We start from the raw sequence: 14137 nt of genomic DNA, 5'->3' as shown, positions 1-14137 counted from the left end.
CCTCGGGACAAACCTATTGCAGCGCGAGCGCTTATCGTGGACCGGTGCGCCCTGAATCGACTGTCTGCCCATCCCTGGTCGCCTGGGGCAACGCGTGGCTGTCCGGTCACGTGGGCCTCGACGAGGCGGCTGACCACGTAGAAGCCGCAGGCGGGCCCGCCGTCGTGGGCGAGCTGCCGCTGCGCAAGCATCTCGCGAACCTGCGCTCCGACGGCCTGCGCGAGTTGCGGCTCGCGCTGCCCGCGCCGGGCGACCCGCTCGGGCTGTCGGGTCCTCCCGCGTTCAACTCGGCCGCGGTCGACGCCGGTCAGGCCGTCATCGCGGTGCTCGCCGACCGCAACCTCGGCCTGGTGCCCTCGCTCGACCGGCGCGGGTCGTCGTACGTCGGCGTGCGGTTCGACGTGCACGACGCCGGCCCCGTACGCCATGACCTGCCCTCGCTGGCCGAGGCGGAGCGTGACCTGTCCGACGCGATGCGCGCCGCTACCGAGGCCCTCACCTCGGTCGACGGCCCCGTGGGCGACCGGCCGGGCCGTCCCGTGCGCGGCGGCGAGCTGGCGCCCGGCTACCCGGGGCGGGCCCACCGGGTCTCCACCCTCGCCACGCGGCTGGCCGCCGTGCTGCGCCTGGCCGACTCGCGCGGGCTCACCACCGGGCAGGTCGCCGTACGCGAGAGCGCGCTGCGCGAGCTCGACCGCGCCGTGCGCCGCGCGCTGGTCGCCGCCCACCACGCGATCTTCGAGCCCGTACGCCACCAGTAGCTCAGCCCAGCCCGTGGCGGACGGCATAGAGCGCCGCCTGGGTGCGGTCCTGGACGCCCAGCTTCATCAGCACGTTCGAGACGTGAGTTTTCACCGTCTTCTCCGCCACGGCCAGGCTGCGCGCGATCTCCCTGTTGGACCGGCCGGCCGCGATGAGCGCCAGCACCTCACGCTCGCGCTCGGTCAGCGGCACGGGCCCCGGCGCCTGGCCGTTGCCCGGCGCGGCCAGCATCGCCCCGGCCGCCTCCGGCGCGAGCAGCACCTGGCCGCCGTGCACCGCGCGGACGGCCTGGACCAGCGCCTGCGGATCGACGTCCTTGTAGAGGAAGCCGGCCGCGCCCGCCCGCATCGCGGGGCCGACGTCGGCCGGGTCGCTCACCGAGGTCAGCACGACCACGCGGGTGGGCGTGCCGGTCAGCCGTTCGAGCGCGCCGAGCCCGTCGAGCACCGGCATCTTCAGGTCGAGCAGCAGCACGTCGGGCGAAAGCTCGCCGACCAGCTCGACGGCCTGCGCGCCGTCGCCCGCCTCGCCGACGACCGTGATGTCGTCCTGCAGGTCGAGGAACGTGCGCAGCCCCTGCCGCACCACCGGATGGTCGTCGGCGATCAGCACCCGGATCACGCGCTCACCTCCATGCGCACGGTCGTCCCCTCGCCGGGGGCCGACGCGACGGTCATGACGCCTCCGACGGACTCGGCCCTGTCGCGCATCGACACCAGCCCGAGCCCGCGCTGCGGATCCGCCGGGTCGAAGCCCTTGCCGTCGTCGTGCACGCTCAGCACCAGCCTGCCGTCCTCGTCCGCCAGCCGCACCCGCACGTGCGCCGCCCCCGAGTGCCGCAGCGCGTTGTGCAGCGCCTCCTGGGCCACCCGCAGCACCGCCACCTCGGTCTCGGGCGCCAGCGCCGGCAGCTCGCCGCACTCGAACGCCACCAGGGGCGGGTGCAGCCGGTCGAGCAGGCGCACGTGCTTGCGCAGCGTCTCCGTCAGCCCGTGGCGGTCGAGCTCGGCCGGCCGCAGCTCGACGATGACCGCGCGCAGCTCGGAGATCGCCTCGCCGGCCAGCCGCTGCACCCGGTCGAGCTCGGCGGCGGCCTTGCCGGCGTCTCTGTCCAGCAGGGCGCCGGCGGCCTGCGCGGACAGCCGCAGCGAGAACAGCTTCTGGCTGACCGCGTCGTGCAGCTCCCTCGCCATGCGGTTGCGCTCCTCCAGCATGGCCAGCTCGCGGCTGTGCTCATAGAGCCTGGCGTTGGTCAGCGCGATGGCCGCGTGCGCGGCGAACAGCGTGAGCAGCTCCTGGTCGGCGTCGGTGAAGCCGCCGCCGCGCCGCTTGTTGGCCAGGAAGATGATGCCGAGCACCCGGTCGCCGTCGCGGATCGGCACCCCGAGGAAGTCCTTCATCACCGGGTGGGCCTTCGGCCACCACTCGAACCGCTCGTCCTTGCGCAGGTCGGGCAGCCTGACCGGGGTGCCGTCGCGCAGCATCGCGCCGAGCATGCCGTGCTGGCGGGGCAGCGGGCCGATCGCGTCCCACTGCTTGTCGGTCAGGCCCTCGGCGACGAACTCGGCGAACGAGCCGTCGTCGTCGGGCACGCCGAGCGCGGCGTAGCGGGCGTCGAGCAGGCGCTGCGCCGAGCGTACGATGACCTGCAGCACCTCGCGCACCGACAGGTGGCGGGTGACCGCGAGCACGGCCGAGCTCACCGCCTGCATGATCTCGTCTCGGTCGGAAGGCACGTCGGAGGGCACGCGACCCACTCTATGGTCCTAGGACGAAGTGCCCAGGCACCGGCCGGTCCTCGGCCCGATGTCCGCGCGGCCGTCCGTTCCTAGCGTCGGTGTCATGACGAACACCGCACTCATCACCGGAGCTTCACGAGGTCTCGGCCTGGCCCTGGCCAGGGCGCTCGGCGCGGCGGGCTGGCGCCTCGTCCTCACCGCGCGCGGCGCCGACGACCTCGACAGGGCCGCCGCCGAGCTGGGCGCGACCGCGATCGCCGGCGACGTGACCGACCCCGCGCACGTGGCCCGCCTGGCCGCCGCGGCGCCCTCGCTGGACCTGCTGGTCAACAACGCGAGCGACCTCGGCGTGACGCCGCTGCCGCACCTCGCGGACTATCCGCTGGAGGCGTTCAGAGGGCTGCTGGAGACGAACGTCACGGCGCCGCTCGCGCTCATCCAGGCCACGCTGCCCGCGCTGCGCGCCGCCGGCGGCTCGATCGTGAACGTCACCTCCGACGCCGCCACCGGCGCGTACGAGGGCTGGGGCGGCTACGGCGCCACCAAGGCCGCGCTGGAGCAGCTGTCCAACGTGCTGGCCGCCGAGGAGCCCGCCCTGCGCGTGTGGTGGGTCGATCCCGGCGAGATGAACACCCGCATGCTGGCCGACGCCGTCGGCGCCGAGGAGGCCGCGGGCGCCGCCGACCCGGCCAAGGTGGCGGCGGCGCTGTACGACCTGGTCGGCGCCCGCCCCGCGAGCGGCAAGGTGAGCCTGCAATGACCGCCGCGCTGGACTTCTCGCTGCCACCAGGACTGTCCGCCCACGAGCCGCCCGAGGCGCGCGGCACGGCCAGGGACGGGGTGCGCCTGCTCGTCTCGCGCGGCGACCGCGACCCGTCGCACCACCGCTTCCACGACCTGCCCTCCCTGCTGGACCCCGGCGACCTCATCGTGGTCAACAACTCGGCGACGCTGCCCGCCGCCGTCCGGCTCGACCGACTCGCCGTGCACTTCTCCACCGCGCGGCAGGACGGCACGTGGCTGGTCGAGCTGCGCCGGCGCACCTCCAAGGCGAGCGAGCCTTATGCGGGGGGCGAGCCGGGCGAGTGGCTGCCCATGCCGGGACGCGCCACGCTGCGGCTGCTCGGGCGCGAGACGCCGCGGCTGTGGCGGGCCGTCCTCGACCGGGACGTGGAGGAGTACCTGCGGGTGCACGGGGTGCCGATCCGCTACTCCTACGTGGAGCGCGACTGGCCGATCGAGGCGTACCAGACGGTGTTCGCGACCGTGCCGGGCAGCGCGGAGATGCCGAGCGCGGCGCGGCCGTTCACCGACGCGCTGGTCACGGCGCTGGTGTCGCGGGGCGTCGGCATCGCGCCGATCACGCTGCACACGGGGGTGGCCTCGCCGGAGAAGGACGAGCCGCCCTATGCCGAGCGCTACGAGGTGCCCGCGTCCACGGCCGACCTGGTGAACCTGACCAGGCGGAACGGCGGCCGGGTGGTGGCGGCGGGCACCACCGTCGTACGGGCGCTGGAGACCGCCGTCGACGCCGCAGGAGTGGTCTCCGCCTCCCGTGGGTGGACCGGGCACGTGGTGACGCCGGAGGGTGGCGTACGGGCCGTCTCCGGGTTGATCACCGGGCTGCACGAGCCGCGGTCGAGCCACCTGATGATGCTGACCGCGATCGCGGGCGAGGCGGCGCTGGCGCGGGCGTACAAGGAGGCGTTGCGCGAGAGTTATCTGTGGCACGAGTTCGGCGACACACACCTGATTCTGCAGAAATAAGCTTTACCCCGCTTTGCCCACGTGATAGGAAAAGCCGACATTTACGGGGGCTTAGTGTGTCGCGTCCCCGTTTTTCCACCCACGACGGAGACGTTTGTATGCGTAACTCTCTGCCCAAGGTCGCGACGGTCGCATTAGCGGCAGGCGCCCTGCTGCTTTCCGCCGCCCCCGCTTCCGCCACCGCCCAGGACGACCCGTTCTCCGTCTTCGACGTGCAGGTCAAGGCACCGAAGAAGGTCAAGCGCGGCGGAAAGATCTCCTACACCGTCGTCGCCCGCAACAAGGGCCCCCACTACGCCGACTACTACTTCCTGGGCGGCGAGTTCCCCAAGGACATCGACCTGAAGATGGTCTACTACCGCTCCAGCGTCAAGGGCACGGAGTGCGGGCTCGACGGCCGGGCGCTGTACTGCTTCGTGCCCAAGGTCGTCGAGAAGGGCGAGAGCATCGCCATGATCTTCGACGTCAGGCTCACCAAGAAGGCCAAGGGCACCCAGACCGCCAAGCTCGGCATCGTCTCCTACGACGTCCAGACGGGCATGGAGAACATGAGCAAGGAGGAGCTCGACCGGCTCGGCATCCCCGTCCACGGCTACGCGAAGACGGTCAAGACCAAGATCGCTCGCTGACCCCGTCCCTACTGCGCCCGAGCCCGAATGCGCGACCTGCTGCGCGAGCACCGGATCGGGCGCAGTACCGTGGCTGAATGTGGACCAGCGCACCCTCCTGATCACACTCACCGGCCCCGACCGCCCCGGCGTCACCTCCCGGCTCTTCTCCGTCCTGTCGAAGTTCCCCGTGACGGTGGCCGACATCGAGCAGGTCGTCATCCGAGGCCGCCTGACGCTCGGCGTGCTCGTCGCGTACGCGGGCGGGCCGTCCACCGGCACCGGCACCACGCTCGGCGCCATGTGGACCGCCGTCGAGCGCGTCGCCGAAGACCTCGGCATGGAGGTGGAGCTGTCCACCGGCTCCCAGGCCAAGGAGCAGCGCCGCCGCGGCCGCCTGTCGGTCAGCGTGCTCGGCGCCACCCTCTCGCCGGCCGCCATGGCGGGCATCGCCGGCCGCATCGCCGCCGCCGGCGCCAACATCGACCGCATCGAACGCCTCGCCCAGTGGCCCGTCACCTGCATCGAGCTGTCGGTCTCCGGCGCCGACCCCGCCGCCCTGCGCGTCGAGCTCGCCGCCGAGGCCGCGCAGCAGGAGGTCGACGTCGCCGTCCAGCGCACCGGCCTGTCCCGCAGGGCCAAGCGGCTCATCGTCATGGACGTCGACTCCACCCTCATCCAGGGCGAGGTCATCGAGCTGCTGGCCGCCCACGCCGGCTGCCTCGACGAGGTCGCCCGCGTCACCGAAGAGGCCATGCGCGGCGAGCTCGACTTCGCCGAGTCGCTCAAGCGGCGCGTCGCGCTGCTCGAAGGGCTGCCCGCCGAGGTGTTCGAGCAGGTGCGCAAGGAAGTCGTGCTGACCCCCGGCGCCCGCACGCTGGTCCGCACGCTCAAGCGGCTCGACTACCGCTTCGCCATCGTCAGCGGCGGCTTCACCCAGATCACCGACGCGCTGGTCGACGAGCTCGGCATCGACTACTCCGCCGCGAACGTCCTGGAGGTCGTCGACGGCAGGCTCACCGGGCGCGTCGTCGGCGAGATCGTCGACCGGCCGGGCAAGGCGCGGGCGCTCGAACGCTTCGCCCGCGAGGCCGGCCTGCCGATCTCCCAGACCGTGGCCATCGGCGACGGCGCCAACGACCTCGACATGATCGCGGCGGCCGGGCTCGGCATCGCGTTCAACGCCAAGCCGGTCGTCCGCCAGGCCGCCGACACGGCCGTCAACACGCCGTACCTCGACTCGATCCTCTACCTGCTGGGCATCTCCCGCGACGAGGTGGAGGCCGCCGACGCCGAGGACGCCGTCCTGCCCGTCCTCTGATCAGCGCTCTTTGTCCGGGGCCCAGCGGTTGATCAGGCGGCCCTCGCCCGGTGACAGCTGCTCCCAGGGCGGCTCCACCGCGATCGCCGCGAACGACCCCGGCCTGAACCCGTAGTCGCCGCCCGCCAGCCCCAGGGCCAGCTCGTGGACGCCCGGGTTGTGCCCGCACAGTGCCACGGTGCCCGCCTCGGGGTCGGCGCGGCGCAGGAGCTCCAGGAGCTCGTCCGGGTACGCCTCGTAGATGTCCTGCTCGTAGCTGACCTCCACGCCGGGGAAGGCCAGCTCGGCGGTGCGCCGCGTCCTGGCCGCAGGTGAGCACAGAACCACGTCGGGGACGAGCCCCGCCGCCCTGATCTCCTCGCCCGCCCGCTTGGCGTCCTGCTCGCCCTGATCCGTCAGCGGGCGCTCCCAATCAACCAGGCCCGGCACGGAGGCGGCCTTGGCGTGCCGCAGCACGATCAACGTACGCACGCGCTCATCCCCTCGACGCCCAGACCGCGAGCCCCACGATCACGGCCAGGATGGCGACCATGGCCAGCAGGATCATGCCCAGGGTCTTGCCGCCGCTGGGCTGCTGCTTGTCATCGTTCACGCGCCCAGTTTCCCACCCAACCCCCCAGCCTCCACCCCCACCTTCCCCATCCGACAAAAGAACGCCCGCCCCCACCCACCTTCCCCTTCCGACAAAAGGACGCCCGCCCCCACCTACGGGGACGGGCGCCTCACACGCTCAACGAACTACGAGGCCACAGGCTCGTGCTCGCGGTTGTTGTTGTTCGCCGGCTCGATGGCCACCGACCGCCGCTTGGACACGATGATCGCGCCCACCACGACCGCCACCGCGACCACGGTGATGCCGATCCGCAGGGTCGGGTTGCCCGCGTACAGCACCACGGCCGGCGCCACCAGCAGCGCCACCAGGTTCATCACCTTGATCAGCGGGTTGATGGCAGGACCGGCGGTGTCCTTGAACGGGTCACCGACGGTGTCACCGATGACCGTGGCGGCGTGCGCCTCGGAGCCCTTGCCGCCGTGGTGACCGTCCTCGACGAGCTTCTTGGCGTTGTCCCAGGCACCACCGGAGTTGGCGAGGAAGACGGCCATCAGCGTGCCGCACGCGATCGCACCGGCGAGGAAGGCGCCGAGCGGCGCGTACCCCAGCGCGAACCCGACCGCGATCGGCGTCATGACCGCCAGCAGACCGGGCGTGGCCAGCTCGCGCAGCGAGTCGCGGGTGCAGATGTCCACGACGCGGCCGTACTCGGGCGTCTCGGTGCCGTCCATGATGCCGGGCTTGTTGCGGAACTGGTCGCGTACCTCGAAGACCACCCGCATCGCGGCCCGGCCGACCGCCATGATGGCGAGCCCGGAGAACAGGAACACCACCGCGGCGCCGATGATCAGACCCACCAGCACGTTCGGCTGGTCGATGCTGAGGCTGAAGGACGAGAACGTGCCGAGCGCGTCCTTGACCGACGCCGTGGCGGCGGTCAGCTCGGTCTCCACCGCCGTACGGAACGCGCCGAACAGCGCCGTCGCCGCCAGCACCGCCGTCGCGATGGCGATGCCCTTGGTGATCGCCTTCGTGGTGTTGCCGACCGCGTCGAGGCTGGTCAGCACCCGCGCGCCCTCGCCCTCGACGTCGCCTGACATCTCCGCGATGCCCTGCGCGTTGTCGGAGACCGGGCCGAAGGTGTCCATGGAGACGATGACGCCGACCGTGGTCAGCAGACCGGTGCCGGCGAGCGCCACCGCGAACAGCGCGATCGTCACGTTCCCGAACCCGAGCAGGAACGCGCCGTAGACGGCGCCGCCGATGATCAGCGCGGAGTACACCGCCGACTCGAGGCCGACGCTGATGCCGGCCAGGATGACGGTGGCCGGGCCGGTGGCCGAGCTCTCGCCGATCTCCCTGACCGGGCGGCGGTTGGTCTCGGTGAAGTAGCCGGTGAGCAGCTGGATCGCGCTGGCCAGCACGAGACCGATCAGCACCGCGCCGATGGCGATGAGCCGCGGGTCGGCGTCGGACTGCACGGTGGAGCCGGTCAGGCCGGAGAAGCTGCTCGGCAGGTACCAGAACGCGGCCGCCGCCACGAGCACCGCCGAGATGGCGGCGGAGATGAAGAAGCTGCGGTTGATCGCCGCCATGCCGTTGCGGTCGCGGTCGCGCATGCCGGTGACGAAGATGCCGATGATCGCGGTGATCACACCGATCATCGGGACGATGAGGGGGAAGATCAGCCCCTCCTCGCCGAAGGCCACCCGGCCCAGGATGAGGCTCGCGACCAGCATGACCGCGTACGACTCGAACAGGTCGGCCGCCATGCCGGCGCAGTCGCCGACGTTGTCGCCCACGTTGTCGGCGATGGTCGCGGCGTTGCGCGGGTCGTCCTCGGGAATGCCCTGCTCGACCTTGCCGACCAGGTCGGCGCCCACGTCGGCGGCCTTGGTGAAGATGCCGCCGCCGACTCGCATGAACATCGCCAGCAGCGCCGCGCCGAAGCCGAAGCCTTCGAGCACGCCCGGCGCGTTGCCCTGGTAGATGAAGACCACGACCGCCGCGCCCAGCAGGCCGAGGCCCACCGTGAACATGCCGGCCACACCGCCGGTACGGAACGCGATGCGCATCGCCCGCTTCTCACCGGCGTCCTTGGCGGCGGCGGCGACGCGCACATTTCCGCGCACCGCGAGCCACATGCCCATGAACCCGGTCAGCGCGGAGAACACCGCCCCGACCACGAAGAAGATCGAACGTCCGATGCGTACGTCCGTCTCTCCAGGTAGCAGGAGCAGCAGGAAGGGAATCACGATGACGAAGATCGCCAACGTGCGGAACTGACGCGTGAGATAGGCCGCGGCGCCTTCTTGTACGGCGCGCGCGATGTTCTGCATTCGTTCGGTGCCCTGGCCGGCGGACAGCACTTCGCGCACCAGGCCGCCGGCGACGGCTAGCGCGATCAGTGCGACCGCGGCGACCACGATCACGATGGTGAGATTGTTTCCGCTCAGAACCAGATTGGACGCTGGCTCCGCTGCCAGCATGTGCCTGCTCATCGTTCTCCTCGGCAAGACCGGTCGTCCTGCCCGGGCGGTGCTGCAGTTTTCCTCGGCGGGTGTTGCGGCACCATCCGGGTTGTGGGTGCCGCTTCCGGTTGAATCCGCGTTCCGCCGGATCACCTTGGCCGGTGCCGGGAGTCTACGCAGGCAGTCCGTGGATATGAAGGCTCTGGGGGTCGCTAATTGTGCGAGTGTCTAGTAATCCCCTGACAGTGCCCTGGTTTGGGATCTGACACCAGAAATTTCCAAGCCTTTACGGTCACAGCAAGGCACCTTTTCGGCCCGCCCGAAACCCCGATTCTTGCGGCCTTCCCGCCCCTTGACCACACCCCTGCATCCCCACCGGCCCCGGGCCTCCCCGTACGTACCGCACCCTCCTGCACCCACTTGGCCTGGCCCCACACCCCCGCCGCCCCAAACCCACCCCTCCTGGATACGCACGACGACAACCCGCCGTTCGATCCTCAGACGCTCTCCTGGCGCGCATGCCGCCCTGCCCCCACAGCCGAACCCACCCCAGCTGCCGCCCAATGCGCACAAATCGCCCCTCAGAGGCGCAGAGAGGCCCTCCAGGGCCTATCGGCGCAGAGAGGGGCCGCCCGAGACTGCCCTGCCGACAGCACAAAGCCACGGACCTTGGCCGAACCACCTACCTCGACCTCAGCCCGCAGCTACCTCAACCTCGAATGCCGCAGACAGCCCCAGCCCACGCGGCAGTCCTCGGCCTATGTGCCAGTCCTCGGCCCATGTGCCAGACCTCAGCCATGCCCCGGGCCTCCGCCATGCCCCGGGCCCCCAGGACAACCCGAAAGCCTCCCGGAACAGCCCGAAAGCCCGCCCGCCTCATTCCCGGCTGGGATGGGGTTGGGCTGATCAGGGCGGCTCAGATGGTCCCGGTGCTGGTGTTGGTGCTGCTGCCGACGGCAGCCGGCCAGCTCATCCGGATATTCGTGCCTTTGGGGCTGGGAAACACCTCGACATCATCGGCCAACCCTTCGATGACCGCGATCCCGAAGTTGGACATGAACGAGTCAGAGAGCATGCCCAGGTCCAGCGGCTTTTCTTGCTTGATCTCCTCGCTGGGAGCCAGGTCACTGACCGTGACCTCGAAACGCCCCGAATCGTCACGTAGCTCGATGCGGATGGGCTCGCCCGGACAGTGCGCTCGATGCGCCTCGACTGCCCGGGAACATGCCTCACCCACGGCGAGCCTGACTTCGTCCAGCAGGGACTCCTCCACACCGGTGCGGCGCGCGATAGCCGTCGCCACCAGCCGTGCGGTGCGCACGTGTGCGGGGAGAGCGCTGAACGTGAGCTCGACGGTAGCCATGCTACTTGTCTTTGCCGTGAGCTTCCTTGGCCTCGTCGACCGAAGCGTAGATCCCGAAGACCTTGGTCAGCCCGGTGATCCGGAAGATCTTGAGGATGCGCTCCTGCGTGCAGACCAGCTCAAGCGAGCCGTCGTGCGCGCGAACTCGCTTGAGCCCCCCGACCAGGACCCCGAGGCCCGTGGAGTCGAGGAAGTCGACCTTCTCCATGTTCACAAGAAGGTGGAAGTTGCCCTTGTTGACCAGATCGATGAGGAGCTCACGCAATCTCGGCGCCGTGTAGACATCGATCTCACCCTCGACCTCCACGATGGTGAGTCGGTCTTCGGTGCGGTGATCCAACTTCAGATCCACAGATCCTCCAGCGCCTCGCCTGCGAAAGTAGTCTTGCCGGCCTGGCAATCTGGAGCGTGGCCCCAGACTGTCCGACCCTGACGCGCGGCATTCAACCACGCGCCTGGCTTGTGTCTATACGAAATCACGATTCCCGGCGACTTTGCCCACGGATGCAAGACTGGAAACAGTGACTTCCACCGGATCCTCCCCAGAACAGACGGCATCACTCCTCCGCCACCTGCTCGGCGTACCCGCACGTCGCGCGCGTGTCACCCATGTGGAGCATGTTCCCGCACGTCAGGCGGGCCAAGTGCGCTGGCCGGAGTGGACGCCGGAAGTCCTCGTTACGCGCTTGGCGAACCGCGGGGTGACAGGACTCTGGCCTCACCAGTACGAGGCCGCCGACCTGGCATTCCGTGGCCGAAACGTGATCATTTCGACCGGTACGGCGTCGGGCAAGTCCCTCGCGTACCTCACTCCGGCGGTCGCCGCCTCCCTCGACGGCGGCACGGTTCTTTACCTGACCCCTACCAAGGCATTGGCCGCCGACCAGCTCCGCAGCCTGCGCGAGCTGCGCATCACCCAGCTCCGCGCCGCCTGCTTCGACGGTGACACCCCCTTCGAGGAACGCACCTGGGTGCGCCAGCACGCCAACTACGTACTGACAAATCCCGACATGCTGCACCGCAGCATCCTTCCTCGCCACGCGCAGTGGTCGTCGTTCTTCCGCCGCCTGCGCCTGGTCGTGGTGGACGAGTGCCACGGCTACCGCGGCGTCTTCGGCTCGCACGTCGCCCAGATCCTGCGCCGCCTCCGCCGCGCCTGCGCCCGCTACCACTCCACCCCCACCTTCATGCTCGCCTCGGCGACGGCCAGCGAGCCGGGGCTGTTCGGGCGAAGGCTGACGGGGCTCGAGATGGACGAGGTGACGGTGGACGCCTCGCCCAAGGGCGCGACCACCATCGCGCTGTGGGAGCCGCCCCTGACGGAGCTGCGAGGCGAAGGCGGGGCCCCCGTACGCCGCACGGCCACGGCGGAGGCCGCCGACCTGCTGGCCGACCTCGTCCTGGCCGACGTACGCACCCTCGCCTTCGTCCGCTCAAGGAGAGGCGCAGAAACGGTAGCCCTCTCAGCCCGCGCCAAACTGGCCGACGTAGCCTTCTCCCTCCCCTACACCCCACCCCCCACCTCCAGCACCCCCACCGCTCTCCCTCCGACCAGGAACACCGAGGCCGGCGCACCGAAGGCAGACTCATCCCTGCTGCCGAACCACCCCTCCCCAGCTCCGGTCGAGGGCCATCCGCACGAACCCCACACCTCCCCACACAACCCCCCGCCCTCGCCGCAGGAGAACCAGCCCACCCAGCACCCAGCCCTGCCCTCACCGCACCAGAACCAGCCCACCCAGCACCCAGCCCTGCCCTCACCGCACCAGAACCAGCCCACCCAGCACCCGGACTCACCGTCCCCTCACGACAACCAGCCCACCCAGCACCTGAGCAAAGCTCCCGTTGGCGCGGACCACTCATCCCCCAGCTCGGAACACGCTGCTCCAGCCTCGGAACAGACACGGGCTACCCACGCCGCCGCATCATCCGAACAAGCCCGGAAACACGCACCGGCCGCCCACACCAGAGGCTCACGAGAGCCGGTCCCGCCCGCCGCCCTCTCCGGGGAATCACCCTCCTCCCTGGAATCAGCGTCCCCCCTTGAATCAAGGTCCTCCCTTGAATCAGGGTCCTCCCTGGAATCAGCGTCCCCCGTCGAATCACCGTCCTCCCTCACCTGGGCGATCCCCGAGTCGGCCGAAGCCGACCTCGCCGAGCTCCCCAACAAGATCGCCGCGTACCGGGCGGGCTACCTCGCCGAGGACCGCCGCCTCCTGGAGAAGGCCCTCCGCGCAGGCACGATCATGGGCTTGGCCACCACCAACGCCCTCGAACTCGGCGTGGACGTCTCCGGCCTCGACGCCGTGCTGATCGCCGGCTGGCCGGGCACCCGCGCCTCGCTCTGGCAGCAGGCGGGCAGGGCGGGCCGCGACGGCAGGGACGCACTGGCCGTACTGATCGCCAGGGACGACCCGTTGGACACCTACCTCGTGCACCACCCCGAGGCCCTGTTCGGCCGCCCGGTGGAGGCGATCGTCCTCGATCCCGACAACCCGTACGTGCTGGGCCCCCACCTCTGCGCCGCCGCCGCCGAGATCCCGCTGAGCGAGGACGACCTGCCCATCTTCGGCCCCACCACCGCCAAGGTCCTCGACGACCTGGTGGCGGACGGCATGCTCAGGAGGCGTCCGGCCGGCTGGTTCTGGACCAGGCGCGAGCGGGCCACGGACCTCGCCGACATCCGAGGCGGCGGAGGAGCCCCGATCCAGGTCGTGGAGTCGTCCACAGGCCGCCTGCTGGGCAGCGTGGACGAGCCCTCCGCGCACACCACCGTGCACACGGGCGCGATCTACCTGCACCAGGGCGAGACCTTCCTCGTGGAGCTCCTGGACCTGGACGCCGGAGTGGCCCTGGTCTCCAGCGCCAACCCGGACTACACGACCTTCGCCCGCGACATCACCGACATCTCCATCCTTTCCACTGAACGCTCCCAACCTCTGGGCCCCGGCACCCTCCACTTCGGCGAGGTGGAGGTGACCCGCCAAGTCGTCTCGTACCTGAAGAGGCGCCTCCAATCAGGCGAAATGCTCGGCGACGAACCTCTGGAACTGCCGCCCCGAACTCTCCGCACCCGCGCCGTCTGGTGGACGCTGCCCGCCTCGGCCGTGGCCCCGCTCGCCGAAGCCGACATCGACCTGGGCGGCGCCGCCCACGCCGCTGAGCACGCCGCCATCGGCCTCCTCCCGTTGTTCGCGACCTGCGACCGCTGGGACATCGGCGGCGTCTCCACCGAACTGCACGCCGACACGGGCCTGCTCACCGTCTTCGTGTACGACGGCCACGAGGGCGGCGCCGGCTTCGCCGAACGCGGCTACGCCCGCGCCACCGACTGGCTCACCGCCACCCGCGAAGCCATCATGTCCTGCGAATGCGAACGCGGCTGCCCTTCCTGCATCCAATCCCCCAAATGCGGCAACGGCAACGAACCCCTGCACAAAAGAGGCGCCATCCGCCTCCTCAACACTTTGCTATCCCCGCAATAAAGACTCACGCGCCTGCAACATAATCTCAGCCGAACCACAGCCGGAACAGACAAAAGTTACCGGCCCAA

At 70.4% G+C, this 14137-nt stretch carries 12 protein-coding genes; 6 read left to right on the top strand and 6 right to left on the bottom strand.

Going from position 1 to position 14137, the window contains the following annotated elements; all coding sequences use genetic code 11:
• The first annotated feature begins 44 nt into the window (after positions 1–44).
• Complete coding sequence (locus tag AB0K12_RS26950; RefSeq protein WP_364566725.1) at positions 45–761, top strand: hypothetical protein; 717 nt, start codon at positions 45–47, stop codon at positions 759–761.
• A 1-nt stretch (position 762) separates the two neighbouring features.
• Here AB0K12_RS26950 and AB0K12_RS26945 read toward each other — a convergent pair whose 3' ends face one another.
• Both AB0K12_RS26945 and AB0K12_RS26940 read right to left on the bottom strand, forming a co-directional pair.
• Positions 763–1383 (bottom strand): response regulator transcription factor, encoded by a 621-nt coding sequence (locus tag AB0K12_RS26945; protein ID WP_364566722.1) that lies wholly within the window; start codon positions 1381–1383, stop codon positions 763–765.
• Positions 1380–2510 carry a GAF domain-containing sensor histidine kinase gene (locus AB0K12_RS26940; RefSeq protein ID WP_364566719.1) on the bottom strand — a complete coding sequence of 377 codons (1131 nt, stop codon included), beginning with the start codon at positions 2508–2510 and terminating at the stop codon, positions 1380–1382. The genes AB0K12_RS26945 and AB0K12_RS26940 overlap by 4 nt, the downstream gene beginning before the upstream one ends.
• Positions 2511–2604: 94 nt before the next feature.
• On the opposite strand from AB0K12_RS26940, the gene AB0K12_RS26935 reads away from it, so the two are divergent.
• The 4 genes from AB0K12_RS26935 to serB all read left to right on the top strand — a co-directional run bounded on the left by AB0K12_RS26935 (position 2605) and on the right by serB (position 6197).
• Positions 2605–3261 (top strand): SDR family oxidoreductase, encoded by a 657-nt coding sequence (locus AB0K12_RS26935; RefSeq protein WP_364566716.1) that lies wholly within the window; start codon positions 2605–2607, stop codon positions 3259–3261.
• Positions 3258–4268: an S-adenosylmethionine:tRNA ribosyltransferase-isomerase gene (locus tag AB0K12_RS26930; protein WP_364566714.1), complete on the top strand. Its 1011-nt coding sequence runs from the start codon at positions 3258–3260 to the stop codon at positions 4266–4268. Before AB0K12_RS26935 ends, AB0K12_RS26930 begins: the two co-directional genes overlap by 4 nt.
• Before the next feature lie 98 nt (positions 4269–4366).
• The gene (locus tag AB0K12_RS26925) at positions 4367–4897 is read left to right on the top strand and encodes a hypothetical protein (RefSeq protein ID WP_364566711.1); all 531 of its coding nucleotides are present in this window, start codon (positions 4367–4369) and stop codon (positions 4895–4897) included.
• A 79-nt stretch (positions 4898–4976) separates the two neighbouring features.
• A complete protein-coding gene (serB, locus tag AB0K12_RS26920; protein WP_355415398.1) occupies positions 4977–6197 on the top strand; it encodes a phosphoserine phosphatase SerB in 1221 nt (406 codons plus the stop codon).
• On the opposite strand, the gene AB0K12_RS26915 is transcribed toward serB, so the two are convergent.
• From AB0K12_RS26915 to AB0K12_RS26900, 4 genes are all read right to left on the bottom strand, one after another.
• Positions 6198–6668, bottom strand: a complete 471-nt coding sequence (locus AB0K12_RS26915; protein ID WP_364566708.1) for a histidine phosphatase family protein — start codon at positions 6666–6668, stop codon at positions 6198–6200.
• A gap of 267 nt (positions 6669–6935) precedes the next feature.
• Positions 6936–9251, bottom strand: coding sequence for a sodium-translocating pyrophosphatase (locus AB0K12_RS26910; RefSeq protein ID WP_364566705.1), 2316 nt, complete (start codon positions 9249–9251; stop codon positions 6936–6938).
• A gap of 886 nt (positions 9252–10137) precedes the next feature.
• Positions 10138–10584, bottom strand: a complete 447-nt coding sequence (locus tag AB0K12_RS26905) for an ATP-binding protein (protein WP_364566703.1) — start codon at positions 10582–10584, stop codon at positions 10138–10140.
• Between the two features lies 1 nt (position 10585).
• Positions 10586–10936, bottom strand: a complete 351-nt coding sequence (locus AB0K12_RS26900) for an STAS domain-containing protein (protein WP_043629845.1) — start codon at positions 10934–10936, stop codon at positions 10586–10588.
• A gap of 409 nt (positions 10937–11345) precedes the next feature.
• Between AB0K12_RS26900 and AB0K12_RS26895 the strand changes: the two genes are divergently transcribed.
• Positions 11346–14069, top strand: coding sequence for a DEAD/DEAH box helicase (locus tag AB0K12_RS26895; RefSeq protein WP_364566700.1), 2724 nt, complete (start codon positions 11346–11348; stop codon positions 14067–14069).
• Positions 14070–14137 lie beyond the last annotated feature (68 nt).

The sequence above is a fragment of the Nonomuraea sp. NPDC049419 genome, from assembly GCF_040676995.1.
Lineage (GTDB): Bacteria > Actinomycetota > Actinomycetes > Streptosporangiales > Streptosporangiaceae > Nonomuraea > Nonomuraea salmonea.
Note: the sequence above shows the minus strand (reverse complement) of the source record. Positions and strands in the feature narration are given on the sequence as shown.

What these genes read in the sequence shown, in the direction of transcription:
- AB0K12_RS26935 (WP_364566716.1), top strand. Translation starts at nt 2,605, where the DNA reads ATGACGAACACCGCACTCATCACCGGAGCTTCACGAGGTCTCGGCCTG.
- AB0K12_RS26930 (WP_364566714.1), top strand. Translation starts at nt 3,258, where the DNA reads ATGACCGCCGCGCTGGACTTCTCGCTGCCACCAGGACTGTCCGCCCAC.
- AB0K12_RS26925 (WP_364566711.1), top strand. Translation starts at nt 4,367, where the DNA reads ATGCGTAACTCTCTGCCCAAGGTCGCGACGGTCGCATTAGCGGCAGGC.
- AB0K12_RS26910 (WP_364566705.1), bottom strand. Translation starts at nt 9,251, where the DNA reads ATGAGCAGGCACATGCTGGCAGCGGAGCCAGCGTCCAATCTGGTTCTG.
- AB0K12_RS26905 (WP_364566703.1), bottom strand. Translation starts at nt 10,584, where the DNA reads ATGGCTACCGTCGAGCTCACGTTCAGCGCTCTCCCCGCACACGTGCGC.